Genomic DNA, 25,916 nt, shown 5'->3' with positions numbered 1-25,916 from the left:
AACATAATTTAATTGAGCTTCATTCCATAGGCTGGCTGCTATAACGAATCAGTCTGTTGACACAATGTCGTTCTCGCATTAGCCTTTCAGCAGCTTATTAACCTATTGATAAAAAACTGAATTAACATTGTCGCAATATGCGCATTCAAGGGATGAATATCATGCCACAAGCCAACATTATGCACACGGCAAGCGATAAGGAACGTCAGACTCAGTTAGCACTGTGGCTGTGGTTGTTACTGCCGCTGGCTGCCATGCTATTTTCTCTTACCAGCCATGCCGAGACAGAAACCGCGCCCACCAACGACACTTGCTATGTCGACGGTCTGCCAGATAGGCTGCGCTGCGGCTTCGTCACAGTGCCAGAAAATTACGCTCACCCCGAAGGTCGGCAGCTCAACATCCATTACGCGGTACTGCCAGCAATAAAACCGAGCTTTACTAAAGAAGCCTTGCTCGCCATTGCCGGCGGCCCAGGGCAATCGGCAATTGAAAACGCGCCGACGTTCGATCGCATGTTGAGCAAAGTCCGTCAGCAGCGCGATATTCTGCTGATAGACCAAAGAGGTACAGGGCAGTCCAACCTATTACAATGTGAGGGCGAAGGCTTTGAAGGAGCATTATCACTCAACGAGGATGATTTAGATATTGCGAGCGAAACTCAAAAGTGCCTCGACGGACTCGATGCCGATGTCAGCCAATATGGCAGTGAAACCGCGCTTAAAGACTTTGAAGCGGTCAGGTTGCATTTAGGCTACCAACAGCTGCACCTTTATGGCATCTCTTACGGCACCCGCATGGCTCAGCTTTATATGCGCCATTACCCGCAAGTTTTGGCCACGGTGACATTAGACGGCGTAGTGCCGATGCAGCAAAGTGTACTCAATATTGGTGTGGCCATAGACAGAGCCATCGGCTTACTGCTCGATGACTGCAGCAGTAATGCCTTATGCCATGAGCAATTTACCGACCTTGAACAGGACTTGCAACAGGTGAATACGCGCCTCGCCCAAGCCCCAGTGAGTAGCCAAGTTCGCGACCCGTTAACCAATGAGCCGCTCACGCTTGTGATGACCCGCGCTAAGTTTATGGGGGCGCTGCGTATGGCCATGTACACCCCTAATATCAGAGCGCTACTGCCCCACGCGATTCATCAAGCCGCGCAAGATAACTTCCAAGCCATTATGGGCTTATATGCTCTGACGATAGACAGCACAGGCATTGCGACTGGCATGCACTCATCAGTGGTGTGTGGTGAAGATTGGCAGCGCTTTAGCCAAGTCGAGCGCCAGCAAGCCGAGCAAAGCTACTTCACCCGCGAAATGGTCAATGCCTTCGATCTTTACTGCCCGATTTGGAATGTACCCGCCGTTGACGCCGAGTTTTCAGACCCGATTGCCAGTAATATTCCCACCTTGGTGTTATCGGGACAGTTAGATCCCGCAACGCCTCCGAGCTGGGGCGAGATGGCGATGGCGAAACTGAGCAATGCCAAGCATTTTATCGCCCCCTATGCCACCCACGGAGTAGCCTACCAATCCTGTGGCAACGATCTCATCGCCCAGCTTGTCAGCAGCAACAGCCTTGATGACATATCCGATGAATGCCTAAGCAAAGATGTTAGCCGTAATTTTTATCTCAATGCGAATACTGTCGAAGCGCTCCCTGCAGCCAAACAAGCCCGTTCATCGACATCCCATACTAAGGCACAAGGAGTGCGTCATGATTAAAGTAGCTAATCTTTCTAAGCGTATTGGTGACGTGCAGGCACTTAACGACTTGAGTTTCGAAGCGCTCGATGGCCAGATAACCGGACTACTCGGCCCCAACGGTGCAGGTAAAACCACCTGTTTGCGTACCGTGTTTGGTTTACTTAAACCCGATAATGGCACCGCCGAAATTGACGGTATCGATGTGGCTAAGTTTCCGGTCAAAGCCAAGCAGCAACTGGGGTTATTTCCCGATCCCTTTGGCCTGTATGAACGCCTTACCCCCAGAGAATACGTGAGCTATTTTGCCGAGCTCAACGGGTTACCGCGTGCACAGGCCAAAGTCGCAGCCGCCAGCGTGCTCAACAAATTACATATGGATGATATTGCCGACCGCAAATGCAAAGGCTTTTCTCAGGGACAACGAATGAAAACCGCCCTAGCCCAGGCCATAGTGCACGAACCTACCAACATCATTCTCGATGAGCCTACCCGAGGCCTAGATGTGATGAGCACGCGAGTACTGCGCGATCTGCTAAAAGACCTTAAAGCGGCCGGCCACTGCGTGTTGTTTTCTAGCCATGTGATGCAAGAGGTCGCCGCTCTGTGCGATAGGGTGATAGTGATGGCACAAGGCAAGGTGGTTGCCATCGGCAGCCCAGAGCAGTTGTGCCAACAAACAGGCAAGGCCTCATTAGAAGATGCCTTTATCGCATTAATTGGCACCGATGAGGGGATTGCAGCATGATCAGCACCATTATAGCCATGGTTCGAAAAGAGCTGATCGATGCCGCCCGCGATAAACGCTCGGTCATGGCCGGCCTCTATTATGCTATCGGCGCGCCGCTGATGATGTGCGGCATGTTTATGCTGCTGATAGGCCAAATAACCAGCCCCGAAGCACTTAATATTACCATCACCCATGGCGAACGCGCCCCCGATCTGGTTAAGTTTCTTGCCAGTAACGATATTAGCCAAGGCGATAAAGCCGAGCGCAAAGAGATAGAGCTGATAATTAGCCAAGATTATGCCAGCAATATGGCCAAAAGCCGCACGGCCGAATTAACCCTTATTGCCGATAATTCCAATGAAAAGTTGCAATCCTCTATTCGGCGCATTGAAAAAAGCTTGCAAGAATACAGCGCCGAAATGGGTAGCCTACGCCTAATAGCCAGGGGGATTGACCCTAAAGTGGTGCAGCCGATAAAAGTGACGGTAGAAGATCAAGCCACCAGCGATTCTAAAGGCGGCATGATCTTAGGTATTGCGATATTTATGATGGTGTATGCGGTATTTATCTCGGGCATGAACCTAGCCATCGACACCAGCGCTGGAGAGCGCGAACGCAACTCGCTGGCGTTGCTGCTGAGCCATCCGGTATCGACGCGTGACATAGTGCTCGCCAAGGTCGCCGCGGTCACCATATTTGCCATGCTGGGATTAGTGTTGACCTTACTCATCTCAAAAATTGCCTACGGCTTTGTACCTTGGCAAGAGCTGGGCTTTAGCGTCAATATCACCCCTGATTTTATTGGGTTAATGCTGGTTATCGGCCTGCCGATCGCACTTATGGCCGCTTCATTGCAGTTATTTGTGTCATTTATGGCAAAGTCATTTAAAGAGGCACAGTCTTACCTAACGATAGTGCTCATAGTGCCCATGATGCTGTCAATGGCGGCCAGTTACAACATAGCGCCAGACACCTTACAGTGGCTACCCGTGTCCGGACAGATGCAGGCACTTATCGCCTTTATTAAAGGCAAAGAGATACCGCTAATGCAGCTGCTACTGTCGAGTGCTACAACCTTAGCCATCACCTTTGCCCTAATGCTGGGCATGGAGCGCTCCCTCAAGAGTGAAAAGATTGTCTTTGGCTTGTAACGCCAAAAGGCGCTGAATGCATAGGCTGTAAAGCGCTGGTCAAAGGTGCTTTACTGTTTAACACCGCGCTGAGTATTTGCCATTAAAAAGAGCGCCTAATATGCGCTCTTTTTACATCAGTAAAAGGTCGACTGATATGGCTTATTTAGCTTTGGGTCTAAATGGCTTAATCACAGCTTCATCACACTCTAAGAAAGGCCCGTCCATCAAATCGATACAATAAGGGATAGCGGGGAATACCGCATCGAGACATTCACGAATCGATTTTGGCTTGCCGGGTAAATTAACTATCAATGAGTCACCGCGCAGGCCAGCGGTTTGACGCGATAAAATCGCGGTGGGCACAAATTTTAATGATTCGGCGCGCATCAGCTCACCAAAGCCTGGCATCATGCGATCGCACACAGCTTCGGTGGCTTCTGGCGTCACATCGCGCTTCGCAGGACCAGTACCGCCAGTGGTGACGATAAGGCTACAATTTTGCTCATCGGCCATCTTAATTAGGGTCGCTTCAATCACATCCTGCTCGTCAGGGATCACCTCATAAACGGGTTGCCACTCAGAGGTCAGGTATTGGTTTAGCACCTCAATAATGGCCTTACCAGAAATATCTTCATACACGCCCGCACTCGCTCGGTCACTTACGGTCACTATGCCAATTTTTGCTATTGCCATTACACTTTCCTCTTTTAGCGCAGTCGATTGAGAGAATGCTAACCACTCTCGTTTAGCCGCTAAAATAACATATTTTAGTTAGCCCTTGGCATCTATTGCATCAAATTGAGACAGCGGATGTAAGCCTCTGTCCCGCTACACCTGACATAAGCTTGCTCTGCGCATGCTAAAGGGCAACAACACACTTAAGGGTGTGATACGGTTGGAGTAAATGGAACAACTTAGCCTGACAATAGGCCTGTGAAATAAAAAAGAACCACCAGCGTAGGGCAATACCTATGCATCTTACCCGACGGTAATGTATTGCCCGTTATCATAATAAACGAGGCAGTTACGCCCATCAGCCTTGGCTTTATAAACGGCCTCTTCGGCTAATACCAACAGGTGAGAAAAGTCGATCATTTGCGCATTAGCGACCAATAAACCAAAACTCCCCGTTACCGTAATTCCCATAGGTTTTAACTGCTGTAGACGTTGGCGGACACCTTCTGCTTTCTCACGGGCCTCAGTCATGCCAGATTCCATCAAAATAATAAACTCTTCACCGCCCATCCGCGCCACCATGTCTTCCTTGCGAAAGCTGTCTTGCAGAAATTTAGACACAGCCTGTAATATCTTGTCGCCAACATGGTGACCATTAAAGTCATTAATTTTCTTGAAATCATCCAAATCTAACATCACCACTGACAGCTCAGTTTGATGGCGAGCCATACTCGATAAACGCTGTGCAGCCCATTCGGCCAAAAAGTGACGATTGTAGAGTCCGGTCAATTGATCGTGTAGCGCCATAAATTGTAATTTACTGCGGTGAGACTTTAATTGCAGATGAGTCGCAACCCGAGCGCGTACAATCGCGGGGCGGATGGGCTTAGTAATGTAGTCGACACCGCCCAATGCTAGGCCTTTTTGCTCGTCGTCATTGGCATCTTTAGCGGTAACAAAAATAACCGGAATGTGGGCCGTTTCGGTATCAGCCTTCAACTGCCGACACACCTCATAACCGTCCATATCGGGCATGTCTATCGTTAACAAAATCAAGTCGGGTTGCTGCTTAGCCAAAGCTAAACACTCTTTGCCGCTTGCTGCGGCCCAAATTTGATATTGCCCTTTTAAACATTGCCTCATGATGAGCACATTGGTTTTTACATCATCAACCACCAGCACAACAGAAAGCGCTTCCATACTTTCCCCTAGCTTTCATCAGTCAATTAGATACAACTATTCAAATGGATAGCCTCAATTTAACAGTGTAGCAGATGCACCACCATTCAAAGGGTTGGGTAAAAAGTACAATAAAAACAACAATAAAAAATAATATCGTGCGATAGCAATCACCTTAATATCCATTTAAATGGCACTAGAGACAAGTTGAGATGAGAAACCGTGTAAACTAACATCCTTGTTCACCGCTACCAACAAGATAGCCGTGTGCAATACAAGATGATTGTCGTGATGCAGCAGAGACTCTAGATATACCAGTAACAGGAACAACCCATGCCTAATATCGGCTCGCCGACTGATACCAGCTTTGACGATTTTATCGCACCTAAGTGCGATGATGTGGTCACGATTTTATATCAAGATGATGATATCTTATTGATCAATAAGCCCAGTGGTTTACTGAGCTTGTCAGGCAAACATCCCCTTAACCAAGATTCAGTACACTACCGCTTAGTCCATGGTCAGGCAGGAGTTAGCCCTGCATTTCCTGAGGCCAAATTGCCACATCGATTAGACTTTGGCACATCGGGCATCATGGTTGTGGGGCTGCATGCAGAGTCGACCCGACACCTCAATAAACAGTTTCAAGCGCACACCATTAACAAGCGCTACATGGCACTACTACAAGGTTGGGTTACAGATGATAATGGCCAGATCACCGCGCCAATAGCAAAAGATAGGGATCACTTTCCACGAGTCAAAATTTGCTCCACCACAGGCAAGCCGGCCATCAGTGAATACATTGTCTTACAGCGCCTTGAGCAGCCCTGTCGCACCTTAGTGCAATTTACCCCAGTTACCGGCCGTACGCATCAACTGCGAATACACAGCTTGACCATGGGCCACCCCATTCTTGGGTGCGATCTGTATAACAGCAGCCAAAGTGAACAACTGGCAGAGCGCTTACAATTACACGCCAGTGACCTGTATTTTGAGCATCCAACTCTTGGCGAAACCTACCATGGCCAATGCCCTTGCCCGTTTTAAACCGCTTAATACTCGCAATTACACCGTAAGACCGGCGGCCACGCCGGATGACCATGCCCACTGGAAATTAAACCCACCGAGCCAGCCGCTGACATCCATGACTTCACCGACAAAAAATAACCCTGCGACCTTTTTACTTTGCATATCTTTAGACGATAACTCGTCGGTATCGACGCCACCTAGGGTCACTTCAGCCGTGCGGTAACCTTCGGTTCCGTTCATCAACAATTCCCAGCGATGCAAGTCGGCAACCACTTTATCACGCTGAGCATGCACCAATTGATTCAGCGCCATATTGAGTAACGCCTCATCGAATAACACCTCAATCAGACGCTTAGGTAACCACTGGCTTAAGGTATTGCGCAAGCTTTGTTTCGGGTGCTGCTCGAGTACCTCAGACAAGCCCTGCGCCGCATCCATGTACGGTAAAAGGTTGATAGAGATAGTTTCGCCCGGCTTCCAGTAATTCGATATTTGCAACACCGCGGGCCCTGAAAGCCCCCGGTGGGTAAACAGCAACGCTTCACTAAATTGTGTGCCATCCTGAGCGGTGATGGTACATGGCACAGCGATGCCAGATAATGGCTCAAACTTTTGCTTTTGCTCACTGTGCCAAGTAAAAGGCACCAACCCTGCGCAGGTGGGGAGTACTTTAAGGCCAAACTGTTCGGCCAACTGATAGCCCAATGGCGTCGCGCCCAATTTAGGCATAGACAATCCGCCGGTGGCCACCACTAACGAATCACAACTGTATTCGCCTTTAGAGGTGCGTAATACAAATAGGCCGCTGTCATTTTTGCTCACAGAGATGATGTCGGTGCGCAGCTGGATGCGCGCGCCGGCCCATTCACACTCGGTCAGTAGCATGGTGACTATCTCTTTAGCCGAATCGTTGCAAAATAGCTGACCATGATCGCGCTCATGGTATTCAATACCATGACGTTCAACTAGTTCAATAAAGTCTTGCGAGCGATAGCGAGCCAATGCCGATTTTACAAAATGTGGGTTTCGGCAGATAAAGTTAGCGGGCTCAACCTTTTGATTGGTGAAATTGCAGCGTCCACCGCCACTGATCAGAATTTTACGTCCCGCCTGCTTAGCATTATCGATAACTAAGACATCACGACCTCGATATCCTGCGGTAGCCGCACACATAAGCCCCGCTGCGCCTGCGCCGATAATGATCACATCATGATGTTCCACTTAGATTACCTCTTACTTTGAGTCATGGTTACGCGTTGCATGGAGCAAATGCCAAAAAGGTATGAAACATGTTAGCCCCAATATCACTCTCCTTCACTGCCATCCATGCGCTTCGGAGATAAATACTTATTGCATAAAAAAGGGCGCTATTTTAGCACCCTTTTATTATTTAGTATCACACAGCCTAGGCTTTAATCGCTTTCTGCCGTCTCTGATTTTTTCTCTCTACCCAGCAAAGCTTTTGCAGCTTCGTGAGGAGTGCCACCCTGATACAAGACACGATAGACTTGCTCTGTAATAGGCATTTCAACCCCTAAGCGTTTCGCTAAGGTGTAGACCTCTTTCGTATTGCGGTAGCCTTCAACCACTTGGCCAATCTCAGCTTGCGCTGTATCGACATCTTTACCTTGGCCTAATGCCAAGCCAAAGCGACGATTACGCGACTGGTTATCGGTACAAGTCAACACTAAGTCACCAAGGCCCGCCATCCCCATAAAGGTTGAACCTTGGGCACCTATGGCTTCACCTAGACGCGTGAGCTCAACAAGCCCGCGCGTAATGAGTGCGGTTCGAGCGTTGGCGCCAAAACCGATACCGTCAGACATACCAGCGCTGATGGCGATCACGTTTTTAACCGCACCACCCAACTGCAACCCGATAAAGTCATCATTGGCGTAGACGCGCAAACGACTCGGGCTGTGCAGCAGTTCGACCAGATCGTTAGTAAAGGTGTCATCTGTGCCCGCCACCGAGATGGCTGTAGGCATGCCCGCAGCGAGCTCTTTAGCAAATGTAGGCCCAGACAACACCGCCAGCGGATATTGGTCACCGAGCACTTCGCGTGCGACTTCTTGTAGCAAGCGGCCGGTTTCAGGCTCTAAGCCTTTGGTCGCCCAAACAATACGCGCATCTTGGCGCAGTAAAGGTTTAGCCTGCTTCAACACTTGACCAAATACATGGCTTGGAACAACCACTAGCACATTGTTAGACGCGGCTAATGCCGTGGCTAAATCAGACTCGGGAATGAGTAAATCGGGTAATGCAATACCGGGCAAAAACGCTTCATTAGCGCGATCGCGCTTAAGGTTTTCGATATGCTCAGGGTCATGTCCCCAAAGCAATGTTTTATGACCGTTACTGGCTAAAGAAATAGCAAGGGCGGTGCCATAAGAGCCCGCCCCCAGTACCGTAATATCGGCAGTATTTTTCATGCGTGATTAAGCGTTCGCTTCTTCTGCAGCAGGAGCGGCTTCGGCAGCTGCTTGACGCTGTTGCACGTATTGTGCAAATAGCGCATCAAAGTTAACTGGTGCTAGGTTTAGCTGTGGGAAAGTACCACGAGCCACTAGGCTGCCAACGGTTTCACGCGCGTATGGAAATAGTACGTTAGGACAGTATGCACCTAGAGAGTGAGCCAGTTGCTGCTCTGTTAGGCCGCTGATAGCAAAAATACCCGCTTGCTGTACTTCACATAAGAAAGCTGTTTCTTCACCGTTTTTAGCAGTAACAGTTAGCGAAAGAACCACTTCATAAACGTCGTCAGCCAATTTAGCGCTGCGAGTATCTAGATCTAGCTTAACTTCAGGGCTCCACTCTTTTTGGAAAACAGCTGGGCTATTTGGTGTTTCAAAAGAGATATCTTTAGTGTAAACACGTTGAATGTTGAACTGTGGACCCTGTTGTTCGTTATTTGCTACTTCAGCCATAATTTCCTACCTAATCAATTTATGTGATCTTCCAAACAGAAGAATCATCTTAGGGCTTTTGTTACTCGAGTCCCAATAAGACCTCAGCCACCATCCCGGTTTTAGTTTTGCTTGAAGGATTAACTGGTAATCCTTCAAGCCATTTTTTAAGAGATGACACTCTACTCAAAGTCGCCTTAAAAAAGCAAACACTGAGTGGGTAGAGTTAGCGCTTAGCCTTAGCAACAGGTAAGTTACTTTGTTGCCATTCACTCATACCGCCTTTGAGATTATACACAGATTCAAAACCTGCTTTTACCATCAACTGAGCCGCTTGCGCCGAGGTCATTCCTGCGTTGCATACCATTATAATGGGACTGGCTTTAGCGTTTTCAAGTGCACTTAACTGATTATTTTTAATTTCCGCTAACGGGATGTTAACTGCATCAACAATATGACCTTTTTTGAACTCTTCTTTAGAGCGCACATCGACAATTTTGGCGTTTTGTTTGTTAATTAACAAGGTTGCCTGTTGATGATCAACTGTTTTCACTTTAGAAAGACTAGACTTAAAAACGCTCACTAAAAGCGCAACAAGTAAACCAATCCAAGCAAGGCTAAGCATGGGATTGGCTTTTAAAAATTCGATATATTCTTGCATAATTTACGGCCTACTTCTGTGGCTGGAGGTTCTGTCAGGGCCAAGAGTATAACCGATTGTCGCCGCAGATTGCAGCAAGTTGTTAACCCTTAACGGGCTGACCGATGGTGACAATCGCGCCATCGGTCCAATGTTCGATAACCGCTATCGGAGTAAATCGCTTTTTGATCGCCTGCGTACGTAGTAATATTTAACCAATTTCGAATTGTAATCTTTGTTTCTTAAACTTAAAGGTACCACCATGACGACACGCAAACGCCCTCTGGCACTGCTGATCCTTGATGGCTGGGGTTATCGTGAAGACACCCATAATAATGCGGTATATCACGCCAACACCCCAGTGCTCGACAGACTCAACCAACAGTATCCCAACAGCTTAATTTCAGGCTCAGGCCTCGATGTCGGACTGCCCGATGGTCAAATGGGTAACTCTGAAGTGGGCCATATCAATATCGGCTCCGGCCGTGTGGTTTATCAAGAATTGACCCGTATCGGCAAGGCTATCGAAGACGGTGAGTTTGACACCAACCCAGCCCTCGTCGAAGCCGTAGATAAAGCCATCGCAGCCAATGGTGCTGTGCATATCATGGGGCTATTATCACCTGGTGGCGTGCACAGCCACGAGAATCACATCGAAGCTATGTGTAAGATGGCGGTTAAGCGCGGCGCAAAACATGTTTATTTACATGCTTTTCTCGATGGCCGCGACACCCCACCACGCAGCGCAAAATCGAGCCTTGCCCATTTCAATGAGCTGTTTAACACCTTAGGCACTGGCCGTATAGCCTCTATCATTGGTCGCTACTACGCCATGGACAGAGACAACCGCTGGGATAGAGTGTCTCAGGCTTATGAGTTGATCACTCAAGGTAAAGCACAATACCAGTTTGCAGATGCTGTCGATGCCTTGGCCGCCGCTTATGCGCGTGATGAAAATGATGAGTTTGTCGCCAGTTCGACGATCACCGACGCGCAGGGGCAAGTGGCAACCCTTAACGACGACGATGCATTGATCTTCATGAATTTCCGCGCCGATCGTGCCCGCCAAATTACTCGCAGCTTTATCAATGCTGATTTTGATGGCTTTACCCGCGAGGTCATGCCTAAGGTCAACTTTGTCACCTTGACTGAATACGCCGCCGACATTAAGGCGCCTATCGCTTACCCCTCGGTAGACTTGGTCAATACCTTAGGTGAAGTGTTACAAAACAGCGCTAAAACCCAGTTACGTATATCTGAAACTGAAAAATATGCTCATGTCACCTTCTTCTTCAATGGCGGCAAAGAGGAACCATTTGAAGGTGAAGACCGTATTTTGGTGCAATCACCTAAAGTTGCCACCTATGATCTGCAGCCAGAGATGAACTCTGCCGAGTTAACAGATAAATTGGTCGCAGCCATTGAGTCAACGAAATATGACGTGATTATCTGTAACTACCCTAACGGCGACATGGTAGGCCATACGGGTAACTTTGAAGCCGCCGTTAAGGCCTGTGAGGCGGTAGACGCTTGTATTGGCCGCGTGGTCGAAGCCTTAGCTAAAGTGGATGGCGAGTGTTTAATTACTGCCGACCATGGTAATGCCGAACAGATGACCGACGAGCAAACCGGGCAAGCACATACCGCGCATACCAGCGAGTTAGTGCCATTTATCTATGTGGGCCGCCCGGCAACAATTGCCGACAACGGAAGATTAAGCGATATAGCCCCAACCATGTTAACCTTGATGAATCAAACGGTTCCACCCGAGATGACAGGACGCTCTCTCATCACTCTAACAACCAACTAAGCGAGTAACGATTCATTGCTTAAGCGATACGGTTTTCATAAAGCCAGCATAATTGCTGGCTTTATCATGTTATCTTTTACTGTGCAGGCTTCCGATCTGACGCAGCGTCAATCGCAGCTAGAGGCGATACAAAAGCAGATCAGCAGCCAACAGTCGGCGCTCAAAGATACTAGCTCGCAGCATGAAAAACTGATCAAGCTGCTAAAAAAAGATGAGCAGGCTATCGCTGACGCGGCCAAAAAGGTCAATAACACTAAGGCCTCCTTGGCGACAACCGATAAACAACTCGCAGCGCTAGAATCTCGCCGAGTCACACTCGATAAACTGAAAAAAATTCAACAGCAAACCCTATCAAATCAGTTGGCCAGCGCCTACCTTGCAGGCAATCATGATTACACCAAAATGCTACTTAATCAGCAGAGCCCTGCAACCATAGAGCGCCTGCTGGCTTACTACCAATACCTTAATAAGGCCCGCATCGACTCGATCAATAAGTTGCAGCAAACTATCACCGAATTAGACAGTGTCGAAGCAGAGCAAAAGCAGAAACAAATCCGCCTCAACCAACTGGTGCTCGAACAACAGCAGCAAGCCAAAAATCTAACTCAAGAGCAAGCTCAACGGCAACAAACGCTCAAACAACTGCAGCGTACGCTTAACTCTCATGGTGCCAAACTTGAACAGTTACAAATTGAAGAAGCCAGTTTAAAGCGCGTGGTAGAACAAGCGCTAAAGGCGATGAAAGACAGCCCTGTAATGGAAGGGTTATCACGCCAACATAAGCTCAATTGGCCCACTCAAGGCCGCATTCGTTCAGGCTTTGGTAGCCAACGTTCCGGTGAAGTTAAATGGAAAGGGGTGATCGTCGCCGCTCCTGAAGGGCAATCAGTTAGTGCTATTGCTTCAGGTAAGGTGATCTATGCCGACTGGTTACGAGGCTTTGGTATGGTGATGGTAGTCGACCATGGCAAAGGCTATATGAGCCTATATGGTCACGCCCAGACCTTACTTAAAAACGCCGGTGATGCGGTCGACAAAGGTGAAACCATTGCCCTAGTTGGACGCTCGGGTGGACAAACCGAACCTGGCCTATACTTTGAGGTAAGGCACAAAGGGCAGGCTATCGACCCAGCACTCTATTGTAAGCGCTAGGACAACAGCAACCCTTTTATAGAGGGTTGTTTATGATAAAGTTTATTCGTTACTTTGCCTGCGTTATTTTAGGATTAACACTCGGCTTATCCATCACATTATCAGGCACAGAGCACACTGCGCAGCATCACTCTAAACTTAATTATCCATTACTCATCGATATCATTAGTACCGTAGAAAGCTACTATATCGACAAGATCCCCCAAGAAACTTTAATACAGGCAGCCATTGACGGAGTGTTTAACTCTCTCGACTCTTACTCTAATTTTCTCGATGCAGAAGCCTTCTCAGACATCAGAAATGCCAATAGTGGCGAATATTTTGGCTTTGGTATCGAGATCGCTACCGAGGAGAATCAGGTCACGATTATCAGTCCATTTCCACACTCTCCAGCCGCAGCAGCAGGTATATTACCTGGCGATAAAATTGTTAAAGTCAATGATAAAGCTATCGATCCTAGCCAATTAGATAACGTGCTGCGGCAGATAAAACACCATAGCAAACACAATTTAGCGATTAACTTATCGTTACGTCGGCAAAATTCTGAAAACCTTGTCAACGTTACCCTCAAGCCTTCCCTTATTGACGTAAACTCCGTTAGCGCCACACTACTCGCTAATGATATTGGCTATATCAAACTCAGCAGCTTTCAAGATGACTCGACTCGAGATATGGTCAACCAGCTCAACCAGTGGCAAGACCTGCCCATGAAAGGGCTTATTTTAGATGTGCGTAATAACCCCGGAGGCTTACTGGACCAAGCCATAAAAATTGCCGACCTATTTTTAGCAAAAGGGCGCATAGTATCGACTCGAGGACGATTTTTTGATGCCAATAGTGACTACTTCGCCTCGCCGAAAAATATGTTTTCTAAATTGCCAATAGTGGTCCTCATCAACAAAGGATCCGCATCGGCATCAGAGATCTTAGCGGCAGCCCTGCAAGAAAACCAAAGAGCTATTTTAATCGGTGAAAAAAGCTTCGGAAAAGGCACGGTTCAAAGTCTGATCCCTACCCTAATTGATGGCCATGCAATCAAGCTCACTATCGGCCACTACACCACACCAAAAGGTAGGGATATCAACACTATTGGTATTGAACCTGATATAAATATCACTAAAGACGCTATGACTGGAATTAAAAGTATGCCTATAATCGCTGAGCTATCGCCCCATGATGATATCGCTCAAGACAGGCTGATTAATTCGGCTGTCACATGGATAAAAACAAACAGCTAAATACCATGAAATCATAGTGCGCTTATTACTTTTATTGATTGTTACTTTTATTGCTAACTCTGCAAAGGCCGCTCAAGTCGCTATCATCATTGACGATATTGGATATCGTCAAACCGATGAGGCCGTACTGTCTCTCCCTATTGGCGTTACCCTGTCAGTACTGCCTAATACTCCGCTAGGCAAAAAAATTGCCATTGCCGCCCACAATAGAGGTCATGAGATCATGCTGCACATTCCGATGCAGGCACTCAATGGTAAAAAACTCGGCCCGGGGGGATTAACAAATGACATGAATGAGCACACTTTTAAACAGACAATATCCAGTGCTTTTAACAGTATTCCCCACGTAAAAGGGGTTAATAATCATATGGGCAGCTTGCTAACCCAGATGGATAAACCCATGTTATGGCTAATGGAAAGCTTAAAACAACAAGATAATTACTTTGTTGACAGTGTGACAACCCGTTATAGCAAGGCAGCGGATAATGCCAATAAACTCGGTATTCCATTACTAAGAAGACAACTGTTTCTTGACAATGATGTCAGAGAAGAGGCATTAGAAAAACAGTTTCAACAATTAATCCAATTAGCTAATAACCAAGGTAGCGTGGTAGCGATCGCGCACCCTTACCCTGAAACGATTCGCTTTTTGCGACACAATGTAAGTAGACTGCAGCAAGAAGGCATTACTTTAGTTCCAACCTCTACACTGCTTCCTTATCGCCTAGCACAGCAACCTAAGTTGAAATCGACAGCAAGCCCTACACGATTAAGGTAGGTCAACTTAGTCTTTATTCTGCGACTTTATAACTCTAAGATAGGAATTGAAATATCAGTTAATAACCCCTTAAGCTCTTGGCGGTTACTGATAATATCGGCGAGAGTATAACGGTCTAACACCGCAAGATAAGCCTCAACCGCTTCTGCCAATACACCTTTTAATTGGCACGAGGGAGTAAAACGACAATAGGGCTTACTGCAATCTATTGGGGCCAAAGAGTTTTCTAAAATCCTCACCAACTGACCAATATTGATATCTTCAGCAGATTTCCCCAACCTAAAGCCACCACTCTTACCACGAATAGTCTGCAAATAACCCTCTTTACCTAAATGATGCACAATCTTTGATACATGATTAGGGGAGAGATCAAACACCTCTGTAATTTCAGCAATCCTGAACAGCTGCTCCCTTTCAGGAAATAGTGCTAGATACATCAAAGTGCGGATACCAAAATCTGTATAACGAGTTAACTGCATAAATAACCTTCTAGGATTGTGTCGCTGCTTCTAATGAAGTGATAAGCCAAAGGGCCTCTTCGTTTGTGTTGCCGCAGACATCTTCTGTAGCCGCAAACCGAGCACACAGCTCAGGTCGCTCAGACTGACCGAAAATTTGACAAAGATTATCATCATTGAGTTGGATACAACGCACACCAGCAGGCTTACCGTTAGGCATTCCTGGTATTGGGCTGGTTATTGAAGGCGCAATACAACATGCACCACATCCTAAACGACAATTCATACCGCATTATACCTCTATTCACGTTGCATGTTAGCCATAAAGATCACAGTGCGCTGCAGATAATACCAAACTGGAAAACTAACTGGTCATATTTGCCCAGTCCCTAGAACACATTTGTGTCACTCGTTCTGAACTATCGGTAAAGGTATTCCAGGCATCACAAACGCTATCGACAATGTCTTCATAATTTCTAAAAACTCTATTGGCGAGACAATGCTGGCGCATCCAGCTCCATACTTGTTCGATTGAATTTAGCTCTGGTGAATAAGGCGGTAATTTGATGATGCTGACATTTTTGAATTCATCTGCGATACCTTCGGTATGCCAACCGGCTCCATCCATTATCACGACAGCATGTCGATCTATATCAGTGACGTCCGAGATCTGTTTTAAGTGGAGGTGCATCGCTTCCTTGCTCGTCCATGGAACGACTATTGCCTGACCTATGCCCCTATTAGGACATACAGAACCAAATAGGTATGCATATTCGAATTGCTGCTGCCGTACAACCCGTGGTCTGGTACCCGTTCTGGCCCAAATCTTCGTTGTCGTATTTTGTTGGCCAAATCTTGCTTCATCTTGAAACCAAATATCAATGCGATCTAAAGAAAGGTGCCCGGGGATCTTAAGGATCGTTTTAATTTGGAATTTTTTTAAACTCCTCCTGGGCTTCAATTGATTGTTTTGGGTGCTTAGAGCGTGAGGTTATCCACGAAAACCCCATATGATTCAACAAATAATAGATTGAGTCAGGATGATAGCTTTTACCAAACTCAGATAAAATGTAGCTATGAATATGTGCCCCCGTCAATCTACCACCTTGATCGCTATTTGCTCTTTTTTCTATATAGTCAGCGAGTTGGGCTTGTTGTTTCTTGCTAAGAAATGGTGGCCTACCTGTACGTGGCTTCTCTTGCAACCCAGCTAAGCCTTCCTCTAAAAAGACATGTACCCACTTATTAACACTCGTTCTACTCACTTTCAAAAAACGTGCAATTTGTGTTCGGGACTTTCCATCTTGAAAATGAGCAAGTGCAAGTAGCCGCATCTTCATTTGAATAGATGTTTGCTTACGAGCTAGTGAATTAAAGTCGGTATTCTTAAAGTTATCCATAACAACAAATGAAGAGAATATGATAAATACAATTAGATCATATTTTTACTTAGATTGGTATAACATATCAAATACTAATAATACATTAACGTCCAAACGTCATATTTTTAAGCGGTTAAACGAAAAAATCCCCAACACGAAGTGCTGGGGATTTATCGATTCTCTTACGAGAAGTATTAGGCGCCTGTTATGGCCAGCTACGCTAAAGCTTCGCGCTCATATGCACATCGCTTACGCGATATTCGCCCTACTATCACATGGGTTACACCTCACTACGTTCGGACTATTTATTTCCCCATGTTCGAGTGGTTATCTCCAGGCTAAAACGAAAAAAGCCCGTTGCATTAGCAACGGGCTTTATCGTATTAGGCGTCTGGAAATGACCTACTCTCACATGGGGAGACCCCACACTACCATCGGCGCGATTGCGTTTCACTTCTGAGTTCGGGATGGGATCAGGTGGTACCACAATGCTATGGTTTCCAGACAAATTCGGAAATTTGAAAAGCTGCTCTCAATTCTGTATTTCAAGAAGCAAGAGATATTAAATTTGAGTCACACTAAATCAAGTGTCGGTATTCTTTCGCTAAAGTTAACCATTAACTGGAAACCCTTTTGGGTTGTATGGTTAAGCCTCACGGGTCATTAGTACAAGTTAGCTCAACGCCTCACAACGCTTACACACCTTGCCTATCAACGTAGTAGTCTCCTACGGCCCTTTAGAGGACTTAAAGTCCTAGGGATGACTCATCTTAGGGCTCGCTTCCCGCTTAGATGCTTTCAGCGGTTATCGATTCCGAACGTAGCTACCGGGCAATGCCATTGGCATGACAACCCGAACACCAGCGGTTCGTCCACTCCGGTCCTCTCGTACTAGGAGCAGCTCCCTTCAATCATCCAACGCCCACGGCAGATAGGGACCGAACTGTCTCACGACGTTCTGAACCCAGCTCGCGTACCACTTTAAATGGCGAACAGCCATACCCTTGGGACCGACTTCAGCCCCAGGATGTGATGAGCCGACATCGAGGTGCCAAACACCGCCGTCGATATGAACTCTTGGGCGGTATCAGCCTGTTATCCCCGGAGTACCTTTTATCCGTTGAGCGATGGCCCTTCCATTCAGAACCACCGGATCACTATGACCTGCTTTCGCACCTGCTCGACGTGTATGTCTCGCAGTTAAGCTGGCTTATGCCATTGCACTAACCGTACGATGTCCGACCGTACTTAGCCAACCTTCGTGCTCCTCCGTTACTCTTTGGGAGGAGACCGCCCCAGTCAAACTACCCACCAGGCACTGTCCTCAACCCCGATTCAGGGGCCAGAGTTAGAACATCAACACTACAAGGGTGGTATTTCAAGGTTGACTCCACAAGAACTGGCGTTCCTGCTTCAAAGTCTCCCACCTATCCTACACATGTAGGGTCAATGTTCAGTGCCAAGCTATAGTAAAGGTTCACGGGGTCTTTCCGTCTAGCCGCGGGTATACGGCATCTTCACCGCAATTTCAACTTCACTGAGTCTCGGCTGGAGACAGCGTGGCCATCATTACGCCATTCGTGCAGGTCGGAACTTACCCGACAAGGAATTTCGCTACCTTAGGACCGTTATAGTTACGGCCGCCGTTTACCGGGGCTTCGATCATGAGCTTCTCCGAAGATAACCCAATCAATTAACCTTCCGGCACCGGGCAGGCGTCACACCGTATACTTCCTCTTGCGAGTTTGCACAGTGCTGTGTTTTTGATAAACAGTTGCAGCCACCTGGTATCTGCGACTCCCGTCAGCTTAGAGAGCAAGTCTCATCACCAACAGGAGCGTACCTTCTCCCGAAGTTACGGTACCATTTTGCCTAGTTCCTTCAGCCGAGTTCTCTCAAGCGCCTTGGTATTCTCTACCCAACCACCTGTGTCGGTTTGGGGTACGATTCCTGCTAACCTGAAGCTTAGAAGATTTTCCTGGAAGCATGGCATCAACTACTTCAGTTCCGTAGAACCTCGTCATCAACTCTCAGTGTATGTGCACCCGGATTTGCCTAAGTGCACCACCTACAGCCTTAAACGCGGACAACCAACGCCGCGCTAGCCTAGCCTTCTCCGTCTCTCCATCGCAGTTAGCAGAAGTACAGGAATATTAACCTGTTTCCCATCGACTACGCCTTTCGGCCTCGCCTTAGGGGTCGACTCACCCTGCCCTGATTAACATTGGACAGGAACCCTTGGTCTTTCGGCGAGGGGGTTTTTCACCCCCTTTATCGTTACTCATGTCAGCATTCGCACTTCTGATACCTCCAGCGTGGGTTACCCCTTCACCTTCAACGGCTTACAGAACGCTCCTCTACCGCACTAGCGCAAGCGCTAGTACCCATAGCTTCGGTGTATTGCTTAGCCCCGTTAAATCTTCCGCGCAGGCCGACTCGACTAGTGAGCTATTACGCTTTCTTTAAATGATGGCTGCTTCTAAGCCAACATCCTAGCTGTCTAAGCCTTCCCACATCGTTTCCCACTTAGCAATAACTTTGGGACCTTAGCTGATGGTCTGGGTTGTTTCCCTTTTCACGACGGACGTTAGCACCCGCCGTGTGTCTCCCGAGTAGTACTCATTGGTATTCGGAGTTTGCAAAGGGTTGGTAAGTCGGGATGACCCCCTAGCCTTAACAGTGCTCTACCCCCAATGGTATTCGCTCGAGGCGCTACCTAAATAGCTTTCGAGGAGAACCAGATATCTCCCGGTTTGATTGGCCTTTCACCCCCAGCCACAAGTCATCACCGCATTTTTCAACATACGTGTGTTCGGTCCTCCAGTTGATGTTACTCAACCTTCAACCTGCCCATGGCTAGATCACCGGGTTTCGGGTCTACACCTTGCAACTAAACGCGCAGTTAACACTCGGTTTCCCTACGGCTCCGCTATTCGCTTAACCTCGCTACAAAATGTAAGTCGCTGACCCATTATACAAAAGGTACGCAGTCACGGTCTCAAGAACCGCTCCCACTGCTTGTACGTATACGGTTTCAGGTTCTATTTCACTCCCCTCACAGGGGTTCTTTTCGCCTTTCCCTCACGGTACTGGTTCACTATCGGTCAGTCAGGAGTATTTAGCCTTGGAGGATGGTCCCCCCATGTTCAGACAAGATGTCACGTGTCCCGTCCTACTCGTTTTCACGTAAAGTTAGTTTTCATGTACGGGGCTATCACCCTGTGCCGCTGTGCTTTCCAACACATTCCACTAACACCCTCTACGCTTAAGGGCTAATCCCCGTTCGCTCGCCGCTACTAGGGGAATCTCGGTTGATTTCTTTTCCTCCGGGTACTTAGATGTTTCAGTTCCCCGGGTTCGCCTCACAACACTATGTATTCATGTTGTGATACATGCTTATGCATGTGGGTTTCCCCATTCGGACATCGTTAGCTCAAATGCTTGTTACTAGCTCGCCAACGCTTTTCGCAAGTTACTACGTCCTTCATCGCCTCTGACTGCCAAGGCATCCACCGTATACGCTTAGTCACTTAACCATACAACCCAAATGAGTTTCACAAGGAAACAAACTTTATCAAGCGGGTAAGCTTGATGTTGTATCGCAACTAATGGTGTTTACTTTCGCCAAAAGAATACTCATGAATCATCATTACAATGACTCGGCACTTGATTTAAGTGTTTGAGAACTCAATTTTAATTTTCGCGTCAATGCTACAAATAATCACGTACAAGTACGTCACTATCCCTTTCACATTAACACTATCAGCTTTCCAAATTTTTAAAGAACAAGCATCGCCGTTAAGACGTGCCACCTGCTCTAACAAGAACAAGTTATCTGTGTGAACACTCAGCAAATATTGAGTTAGTCGTATAGGTAAGGAGGTGATCCAGCCCCAGGTTCCCCTAGGGCTACCTTGTTACGACTTCACCCCAGTCATGAACCACACCGTGGTAAACGCCCTCCCCGAAAGGTTAAGCTATCTACTTCTGGTGCAGCCCACTCCCATGGTGTGACGGGCGGTGTGTACAAGGCCCGGGAACGTATTCACCGTGGCATTCTGATCCACGATTACTAGCGATTCCGACTTCATGGAGTCGAGTTGCAGACTCCAATCCGGACTACGACAAGCTTTGTGAGATTAGCTCCACCTCGCGGCTTTGCAACCCTCTGTACTTGCCATTGTAGCACGTGTGTAGCCCTACTCGTAAGGGCCATGATGACTTGACGTCGTCCCCACCTTCCTCCGGTTTATCACCGGCAGTCTCCCTAAAGTTCCCACCATTACGTGCTGGCAAATAAGGATAAGGGTTGCGCTCGTTGCGGGACTTAACCCAACATTTCACAACACGAGCTGACGACAGCCATGCAGCACCTGTCTCAGAGTTCCCGAAGGCACTAAGCTATCTCTAGCGAATTCTCTGGATGTCAAGAGTAGGTAAGGTTCTTCGCGTTGCATCGAATTAAACCACATGCTCCACCGCTTGTGCGGGCCCCCGTCAATTCATTTGAGTTTTAACCTTGCGGCCGTACTCCCCAGGCGGTCTACTTAATGCGTTAGCTTGGGAACCCAGTGTTCAAGACACCAAATTCCGAGTAGACATCGTTTACGGCGTGGACTACCAGGGTATCTAATCCTGTTTGCTCCCCACGCTTTCGTACCTGAGCGTCAGTCTTTGTCCAGGGGGCCGCCTTCGCCACCGGTATTCCTTCAGATCTCTACGCATTTCACCGCTACACCTGAAATTCTACCCCCCTCTACAAGACTCTAGTCTGCCAGTTCGAAATGCAATTCCCAGGTTGAGCCCGGGGCTTTCACATCTCGCTTAACAAACCGCCTGCGTACGCTTTACGCCCAGTAATTCCGATTAACGCTTGGACCCCTCGTATTACCGCGGCTGCTGGCACGAAGTTAGCCGGTCCTTCTTCTGCGAGTAACGTCACACCTAAACGCTATTAACGTTTAAGCTTTCCTCCTCGCTGAAAGTGCTTTACAACCCGAAGGCCTTCTTCACACACGCGGCATGGCTGCATCAGGCTTGCGCCCATTGTGCAATATTCCCCACTGCTGCCTCCCGTAGGAGTCTGGGCCGTGTCTCAGTCCCAGTGTGGCTGATCATCCTCTCAGAACAGCTAGGGATCGTCGCCTTGGTGAGCCATTACCTCACCAACTAGCTAATCCCACCTAGGTACATCCAATCGCAGAAGGCCCGAAGGTCCCCTCTTTTCCCCCGTAGGGCGTATGCGGTATTAGCAGTCGTTTCCAACTGTTATCCCCCTCGACTGGGCAGTTCCCTAGGCATTACTCACCCGTCCGCCGCTCGTCAGCAAAGAAAGCAAGCTTTCTTCCTGTTACCGCTCGACTTGCATGTGTTAGGCCTGCCGCCAGCGTTCAATCTGAGCCATGATCAAACTCTTCAATTAAAGTTTTGTTGAATCTTGCGATTCGGCTCAATGAATTCTGATTCCGTTTAAAAGACTCGGAAGAATCTTAAAAACGTTTGTACATATTGCTATGAACACTCATCGTTACATTGATTTAATTCTTTGATTGCCAACCCGAAGGTTAGGCAATTTCGATTAACTCAACACCTGTGAGTGTCCACACAGATTTCTTGTTTTATCTTGTTAAAGAGCGTTGCTAGCATGAGAGAATCAATCTTTCATTTAGCCGCCGTTGACGCTAGGTCGTTGGCTTAGGGATGCGTATTCTACACGCCCCGTTGTTGGCGTCAAGTGCTTATTTTAAGAAGTTTTCCAAGCGATGCTTTCTTAAACAGAAGTCATCAATCGAAGCCCTTAAAAGCGCTTATCACCTGAGTTAATCTCCGAAGAGTTCAACTCCTAACACCGCTGCAAGTCCCGTACTACCTAGGTAGTTGGCCTGCTGTGCCGTGTCAGTGGATGCGCATTATAGGCAGTTCTCGGATGGGCGCAAGCGCTTTTTGAAAGAAAGTAACACTTTTACTATTGAGTGAATACTTATCAAACGATACGTATAAAAAAGGGGCTAGTTAGCCCCTTTCTTGTTTGTGTTCGTACACTTGTTGGCGGTTATTGGCCGAAGAATCGCGATTCTTGTGTAGCCTCTACCTTTTCACCATCTAAGATGGTCGTCACTTTAAAGTCGATTTTTATCATGGGGCGCGAAAGCTCAACAGGATCGACCGCAATACTGACTGGCAGAGTTAACACTTCGCCACCATTAATGGTGACCGTTTGCGGGCCATACCATTTGTAATTGGGTAATCCTTCTACGCCCAACTGGTACTCATGCGGCGCTTCGGTCTTATTGAGTATCTTTAATGTGAAGGTGTTTTCAATTAATCCTTGGTTGTTGACTCTAAATAGCTGATTACGATCGCGGATAATATCAACACGAACAGGGGCAATGGTGGCACTGGCATAGACAAAGATAACGATCATGATGGCTAACACCGCACCGTAACCGACCAGCTTTGGTCTTAACACTTTCTCTTTTATCCCATCGAGTTTGTTTTCGGTGGTGTAAGCGATCAAGCCTTTTTGATATCCCATACGCTCCATGGTGTTATCGCAAGCATCAATACATGCTCCGCAGTTAATACATTCATATTGTAAACCGTTACGGATATCGATACCTGTCGGGCACACTTGAACGCATAAGTCACAATCGATGCAATCACCTAAACCTAGCTCTTTAGGGTCAGCTTTACGCGAGCGAGGACCTCGGGCTTCACCCCGTTTAGTTTCATAACCAACGATGTAGGTGTTCTTATCGAACATGGCCGATTGAAAACGAGCGTAGGGACACATGTGGGTACACATGATTTCGCGCATCCAACCAGCATTGCCATAAGTCGCTAAGGTAAAAAGCATGACCCAGAAGTAAACCCCGCCAGACGCGGTGCCACTGAATACCTCGGCATACACTTCTGTGGTAGGAACAAAATAGGAGACAAAAGTCATGGCTGTTAACAGGGACACTAGCAACCAAGCGAGGTGCTTTGCGGTTTTACGCCATACCTTATTAAGGCTCCATGGCATTTGGTCAAGCTTAATGCGCTTGTTGCGTGCACCTTCAAGCTTTTCTTCAAACCAAATAAAGATAAAGGTCCATACCGTTTGTGGGCAGGTATAGCCACACCAGACTCGACCAAGATAGGTGGTCACAAAAAACAACCCAAAAGCGGCTATCATTAATAGTGCAGCTAATAGGGTTAAATCTTGCGGCCAAATGGTCAACCCAAAGATGTGAAACTTCTGCTCACCTAGGTTAAACCATACCGCTTGCCTATTACCCCATGGGATCCAAGGTAATATAAGGAAGAACAATATTGCGACCCAACCTAGACGGCGGCGCAGCTGGGTCCAAAACCCTTGTATTGCTCTGACATAAATACGATTGCGGGGATTGAAGCGGTCGGACTTATTTACATCAGGCTGGTGAATTTTGATCCGCTCAACCTTCGAATAGTCCTTTTTATTTGATTCTGCGTTCATATTTAACAGCCTTACAGCTTTAATATTCCATGAAAACTGGCTTATTATACCTTTTCTATCACAAATTGTTCATCATGGTTGGAGAAATAATGAGAGGCTGGATTATTTTAGGCGCAGGTGCAGGGCTACTCTATTACCTTGCAACCGAAACCAATAAGCTCGATGAGCCAATGGCTCAAGCCGATGCGCTTATGCAAAAAGCTGAGCGAAAACTCGACTCAATGACAGGCACGAAAATTATTAAAGTCGATAATCATTTATCTCAACTAAAAGCTGAAATCGCGAACCGACTCAACAAGGCGGAACAGGCCGCGTTAGAGGGTATTTTCGAATCAGAGCAATCTGTCATGGCCTATAAAGCACAATACTGCGGTGATAACGCCAGTCGTTTTACGATATTAAGCCGCGACAACCAATTATTCATATGCGATAAATTACGATAATTTCCCATTAGCGCCGATATCAATGCCGCGCCCAGCGCACGGTTTTTATATCCATAATTGACCTCTATAACGATTGAGCCTAGCCTTGGGCGATTCGTCTCAATTGACAATACAGACACAAGGTAATCCATATGACAGACCAAGTTTCCGATATTTTTGACTCAAGCCTTTGGGAGCAAGTCAGCGGATTTGCATTTGAAGATATCACGTATCACAGGGCTAAAGAGCAAGGCACGGTACGTATTGCTATCAATCGCCCTGATTGCCTTAACTCATTTCGCCCTAAAACCGTTGATGAACTCTATACCGCCTTAGATCATGCGCGCCAATGGTCTGATGTTGGCTGCGTACTATTAACCGGTAACGGCCCATCGGCTAAAGGGCAGTACTCTTTTTGTGCTGGCGGCGATCAACGCATTCGTGGCAAAGATGGCTACAAATACGAAGGTGCAGAAGAGGGTAAGCCCGATATCGCTCGCATGGGACGGTTGCATATATTAGAAGTGCAACGGCTTATCCGCTTTATGCCCAAAGTGGTGATTGCGGTCGTCCCAGGTTGGGCGGTGGGCGGTGGTCATAGCCTACACGTGGTATGTGACCTCACTCTCGCCTCGAAGGAACACGCCATATTCAAGCAAACGGATCCCGATGTGGGCAGTTTCGATTCAGGTTACGGTAGCGCCTATCTTGCTAAAATGATTGGTCAAAAACGTGCCCGTGAAATTTTCTTCTTAGGTTTTAATTACAGTGCCGATGAAGCGTTCGATATGGGCATGGTCAATCGCTCAGTGCCCCATGCAGAGCTGGAAATCGAAGCATTAAATTGGGGCAAAGAGATCAACTCGAAATCACCCACCGCCATGCGCATGCTTAAATACGGCTTTAACTTGCCCGATGATGGACTCGTCGGCCAACAACTGTTTGCCGGTGAAGCGACTCGCTTAGCCTACGGCACCGATGAAGCCATAGAAGGCAGAGATGCCTTTTTAGAGAAGCGTGAGCAAGATTTTTCTAAATTCCCTTGGCACTATTAACCACGAATAGGCTCACCTACTAAGCAAGCCGCATCACTGCGGCTTGCTTATATTGATAACTCGCATATACCTGCGGTCAATCTAAAAACTCTTTTAGCCCTATCGACATTAACCTCTTTAGAACTCAAATGATAACGAAT

20 protein-coding genes and 3 rRNA genes are annotated in these 25,916 nt (G+C 47.4%); 10 read left to right on the top strand and 13 right to left on the bottom strand.

The window, feature by feature from the left end; translation table 11 throughout:
* Positions 1-179 precede the first annotated feature (179 nt).
* From AC5YB1_RS01705 to AC5YB1_RS01695, 3 genes are read left to right on the top strand one after another with little or no spacing between them, the layout of a single operon-like run.
* Complete coding sequence (locus AC5YB1_RS01705; protein WP_494521557.1) at positions 180-1,730, top strand: alpha/beta hydrolase; 1,551 nt, start codon at positions 180-182, stop codon at positions 1,728-1,730.
* Entirely contained in the window at positions 1,723-2,457 is a 735-nt protein-coding gene (locus tag AC5YB1_RS01700) for an ABC transporter ATP-binding protein (protein WP_494520470.1), read from the top strand. Before AC5YB1_RS01705 ends, AC5YB1_RS01700 begins: the two co-directional genes overlap by 8 nt.
* Positions 2,457-3,590, top strand: a complete 1,134-nt coding sequence (locus AC5YB1_RS01695; protein WP_475517069.1) for an ABC transporter permease — start codon at positions 2,457-2,459, stop codon at positions 3,588-3,590. Before AC5YB1_RS01700 ends, AC5YB1_RS01695 begins: the two co-directional genes overlap by 1 nt.
* Before the next feature lie 141 nt (positions 3,591-3,731).
* On the opposite strand, the gene mog is transcribed toward AC5YB1_RS01695, so the two are convergent.
* Entirely contained in the window at positions 3,732-4,265 is a 534-nt protein-coding gene (mog, locus tag AC5YB1_RS01690; protein WP_475515357.1) for a molybdopterin adenylyltransferase, read from the bottom strand.
* 285 nt (positions 4,266-4,550) lie between these two features.
* Positions 4,551-5,447, bottom strand: coding sequence for a GGDEF domain-containing response regulator (locus AC5YB1_RS01685; RefSeq protein ID WP_494520469.1), 897 nt, complete (start codon positions 5,445-5,447; stop codon positions 4,551-4,553).
* 312 nt (positions 5,448-5,759) lie between these two features.
* Between AC5YB1_RS01685 and AC5YB1_RS01680 the strand changes: the two genes are divergently transcribed.
* Positions 5,760-6,473, top strand: coding sequence for an RluA family pseudouridine synthase (locus tag AC5YB1_RS01680; RefSeq protein ID WP_494520468.1), 714 nt, complete (start codon positions 5,760-5,762; stop codon positions 6,471-6,473).
* Between the two features lie 18 nt (positions 6,474-6,491).
* Here the strand turns inward: AC5YB1_RS01680 and AC5YB1_RS01675 are convergent, their stop codons facing one another.
* From AC5YB1_RS01675 to AC5YB1_RS01660, 4 genes are all read right to left on the bottom strand, one after another.
* Positions 6,492-7,676 (bottom strand): BaiN/RdsA family NAD(P)/FAD-dependent oxidoreductase, encoded by a 1,185-nt coding sequence (locus AC5YB1_RS01675; protein ID WP_494520467.1) that lies wholly within the window; start codon positions 7,674-7,676, stop codon positions 6,492-6,494.
* 191 nt (positions 7,677-7,867) lie between these two features.
* Positions 7,868-8,887: an NAD(P)H-dependent glycerol-3-phosphate dehydrogenase gene (gene gpsA, locus AC5YB1_RS01670; protein WP_475515361.1), complete on the bottom strand. Its 1,020-nt coding sequence runs from the start codon at positions 8,885-8,887 to the stop codon at positions 7,868-7,870.
* A gap of 6 nt (positions 8,888-8,893) precedes the next feature.
* Positions 8,894-9,382 carry a protein-export chaperone SecB gene (gene secB / locus AC5YB1_RS01665; protein ID WP_475515362.1) on the bottom strand — a complete coding sequence of 163 codons (489 nt, stop codon included), beginning with the start codon at positions 9,380-9,382 and terminating at the stop codon, positions 8,894-8,896.
* Positions 9,383-9,587: 205 nt separating this feature from the next.
* A complete protein-coding gene (locus AC5YB1_RS01660) occupies positions 9,588-10,022 on the bottom strand; it encodes a rhodanese-like domain-containing protein (protein ID WP_494520466.1) in 435 nt (144 codons plus the stop codon).
* A gap of 241 nt (positions 10,023-10,263) precedes the next feature.
* Between AC5YB1_RS01660 and gpmM the strand changes: the two genes are divergently transcribed.
* The 4 genes from gpmM (at position 10,264) to AC5YB1_RS01640 (ending at position 14,979) form a co-directional block, all read left to right on the top strand.
* Positions 10,264-11,811 carry a 2,3-bisphosphoglycerate-independent phosphoglycerate mutase gene (gpmM, locus tag AC5YB1_RS01655; protein WP_494520465.1) on the top strand — a complete coding sequence of 516 codons (1,548 nt, stop codon included), beginning with the start codon at positions 10,264-10,266 and terminating at the stop codon, positions 11,809-11,811.
* 66 nt (positions 11,812-11,877) lie between these two features.
* On the top strand, positions 11,878-12,963 hold the full coding sequence (locus tag AC5YB1_RS01650) for a murein hydrolase activator EnvC family protein (RefSeq protein ID WP_494520464.1): 1,086 nt from the start codon (positions 11,878-11,880) through the stop codon (positions 12,961-12,963).
* Between the two features lie 32 nt (positions 12,964-12,995).
* Entirely contained in the window at positions 12,996-14,201 is a 1,206-nt protein-coding gene (locus AC5YB1_RS01645; protein ID WP_494520463.1) for a S41 family peptidase, read from the top strand.
* A 16-nt stretch (positions 14,202-14,217) separates the two neighbouring features.
* Positions 14,218-14,979 carry a divergent polysaccharide deacetylase family protein gene (locus tag AC5YB1_RS01640; RefSeq protein WP_494520462.1) on the top strand — a complete coding sequence of 254 codons (762 nt, stop codon included), beginning with the start codon at positions 14,218-14,220 and terminating at the stop codon, positions 14,977-14,979.
* Between the two features lie 26 nt (positions 14,980-15,005).
* Here the strand turns inward: AC5YB1_RS01640 and AC5YB1_RS01635 are convergent, their stop codons facing one another.
* The 7 genes from AC5YB1_RS01635 to ccoG all read right to left on the bottom strand — a co-directional run bounded on the left by AC5YB1_RS01635 (position 15,006) and on the right by ccoG (position 24,299).
* Positions 15,006-15,458, bottom strand: a complete 453-nt coding sequence (locus AC5YB1_RS01635; RefSeq protein ID WP_494520461.1) for an Rrf2 family transcriptional regulator — start codon at positions 15,456-15,458, stop codon at positions 15,006-15,008.
* Positions 15,459-15,468: 10 nt separating this feature from the next.
* On the bottom strand, positions 15,469-15,723 hold the full coding sequence (locus tag AC5YB1_RS01630; protein WP_494520460.1) for a YkgJ family cysteine cluster protein: 255 nt from the start codon (positions 15,721-15,723) through the stop codon (positions 15,469-15,471).
* Positions 15,724-15,801: 78 nt separating this feature from the next.
* Positions 15,802-16,837 (bottom strand): IS630 family transposase gene (locus AC5YB1_RS01625; RefSeq protein ID WP_494518896.1). Its coding sequence is split into 2 segments (ribosomal slippage): positions 15,802-16,377 and positions 16,379-16,837, totalling 1,035 coding nucleotides; the frame shifts between segments, so codons are not numbered across the junction.
* Positions 16,838-17,208: 371 nt separating this feature from the next.
* Positions 17,209-17,324, bottom strand: a 5S ribosomal RNA gene (rrf, locus tag AC5YB1_RS01620).
* Between the two features lie 137 nt (positions 17,325-17,461).
* Positions 17,462-20,355: ribosomal RNA gene (locus AC5YB1_RS01615) — 23S ribosomal RNA — on the bottom strand.
* Between the two features lie 339 nt (positions 20,356-20,694).
* Positions 20,695-22,241 (bottom strand): 16S ribosomal RNA (locus AC5YB1_RS01610).
* Together the 16S, 23S and 5S rRNA genes form the textbook arrangement of a ribosomal RNA operon.
* Positions 22,242-22,871: 630 nt before the next feature.
* The gene (ccoG, locus tag AC5YB1_RS01605; protein ID WP_494520459.1) at positions 22,872-24,299 is read right to left on the bottom strand and encodes a cytochrome c oxidase accessory protein CcoG; all 1,428 of its coding nucleotides are present in this window, start codon (positions 24,297-24,299) and stop codon (positions 22,872-22,874) included.
* An 89-nt stretch (positions 24,300-24,388) separates the two neighbouring features.
* Here ccoG and AC5YB1_RS01600 point away from each other — a divergent pair, with 89 nt between their 5' ends.
* Together AC5YB1_RS01600 and AC5YB1_RS01595 are read left to right on the top strand one after the other, a co-directional pair.
* Positions 24,389-24,742: a hypothetical protein gene (locus AC5YB1_RS01600; RefSeq protein ID WP_494520458.1), complete on the top strand. Its 354-nt coding sequence runs from the start codon at positions 24,389-24,391 to the stop codon at positions 24,740-24,742.
* Between the two features lie 131 nt (positions 24,743-24,873).
* Complete coding sequence (locus tag AC5YB1_RS01595; protein ID WP_494520457.1) at positions 24,874-25,776, top strand: 1,4-dihydroxy-2-naphthoyl-CoA synthase; 903 nt, start codon at positions 24,874-24,876, stop codon at positions 25,774-25,776.
* The last annotated feature ends 140 nt before the right edge of the window (positions 25,777-25,916 follow it).

It is taken from the genome of Shewanella sp. 433, from assembly GCF_059338565.1.
Note: the sequence above shows the minus strand (reverse complement) of the source record. Positions and strands in the feature narration are given on the sequence as shown.